Here is a 1735-nt window from a genome sequence, read left to right as displayed (position 1 = left end):
GATTGTGCTTTAAGCTTTCAGGTATCGGCTTTCGGCGGTGGGCTATGGGAAAAATCCATGTCCGTGGCCTTTAAAAACATTTTAACACTTTGTGCCTGTTGCCTTGTCCCTAAGACACAAAACTTAACTATAATCCTGCACGATTACTTAATATATTAATAACGTTTTCCTACTAAACTCCAGCAAAAGCCAAAAATCACTAATTCACCATTATATATCCCCCAACTGTGGGCGTAATAGAATTTCTTCTAATACTGTGCTGGCTGGCATTTTGTGAGCTGTCCAGATTACCTCAGCTACATCTTCAGAACGCATAAAACGCTCGGATGGCAAATCTACACCAGCCCACGAATTGGTCAAGGTAGCACCTGGCAAAATGCTTGTTACGCGTACATTAAAAGGTTTAAGCTCCTCCCGCAGTACCTTACTCATACCCAAAAGTGCAAACTTTGAGATACAATACGAGCCTCCATTGGTATAGGCAGTAATACTTGCCGTTGAACAAATATTAAAAATATGTCCCGAGCGTACCTCAATCATTTGATTAACAAATTGACGGGTCAGATGGTAGGCGCTGTACACATTCGTTTCTATCATAGCCTCGAGCGTTCCTTCCTCTTCATTGTGAATTTGTCCAGGAATAAAGAAACCTGTATTATTTACCAAAATATCTACATGCTGAGTATGCTGACGTACAAAGTCGGCAAAAGCCATTACCTCACTTCTTTGAGATAAATTAGCTTTAAAAAAATGTACATTTGATAATCCTTTTAAAGACTCATCCTCCGAGCGAGCACAAGTAAAAACTTGATATTGTTCGTGGGCAAACTTCTCAACAATGGCTCTTCCGATTCCTTTGGTTCCACCCGTAACTATTATAGATTTCATAAATGATGGTTTATAGTCAATATGTATCTTTTTCTTTAAAAAATTATTCTTTGAATTCTAAACTAACAACAACACCGACAAAAACTCTGTTCCACTGACCGATTATTCTTGCAAGGTTTGTTATCTTTGAGGGCACAGCTTGCTAAAGTTGTCATAGCTACAAAAAACGTAGCAACGAAGTTACTAACTTATAACACTTAACAGAAAACGAAGTGACAAGAATAGGCAGATATTTCATTTTCTTGGGGAATTTATTTAAAAATCCTGAAAAATTTAAGGTTTATTTTGATTTGGTATTTGAGGAGGCTTATGAAATTGGGATTAACTCGCTGCTCATTGTTTCGATTGTTTCATCCTTTATTGGGGCGGTAACTTGTGTACAAACTGCCGCCAACTTATCCAATCCTTTTGTACCTAAGTACATTATTAGTTTGATTGTACGAGATTCAACCATTTTGGAGCTAGCTCCTACCATTACGGCCATTGTATTGGCAGGTAAAGTAGGTTCGCATATTGCGAGTCAATTAGGTACTATGCAAATCACCGAGCAAATTGATGCTTTGGAAGTTATGGGTATCAATTCGACTTCGTATTTGGTATTGCCCAAAATTATTGGTGCAATAATTACTTTCCCAATGTTGGTAGCACTGGCTGGTTTTTTATCAATTTATGGAGGCTATTTGGCTGGCTGGCTTTCAGGAGCAATTTCTCCAACAGAATATATCCAAGGTTTAAGATTTGATTTTCATCCAATTTATGTACCTTTTGCTATCATCAAATCAGTAGTTTTTGCATTTCTGATAGCTTCAATTTCTGCCTTTCAAGGTTACTTTACGAAAGGTGGAGC

Annotated in this window: 2 protein-coding genes; one reads left to right on the top strand and one right to left on the bottom strand. The window is 37.8% G+C overall.

The features are described from left to right. Nucleotides 1–210: 210 nt before the first annotated feature. On the bottom strand, nt 211–888 hold the full coding sequence (locus tag ACOVQ4_RS10445) for an SDR family oxidoreductase (RefSeq protein ID WP_421820586.1): 678 nt from the start codon (nt 886–888) through the stop codon (nt 211–213). 212 nt (nt 889–1100) lie between these two features. On the opposite strand from ACOVQ4_RS10445, the gene ACOVQ4_RS10440 reads away from it, so the two are divergent. Beyond that, the coding region (locus ACOVQ4_RS10440; protein ID WP_421820585.1) for an MlaE family ABC transporter permease at nt 1101–1735 on the top strand (635 nt) is incomplete at its 3' end.

Origin of the sequence: Flectobacillus sp. (genome assembly GCF_049240685.1) — a bacterium.
Classification (GTDB): domain Bacteria; phylum Bacteroidota; class Bacteroidia; order Cytophagales; family Spirosomataceae; genus Flectobacillus.
The sequence above is the reverse complement of the archived record's forward strand: the minus strand, read 5'-3'. Positions and strand labels throughout refer to the sequence as shown.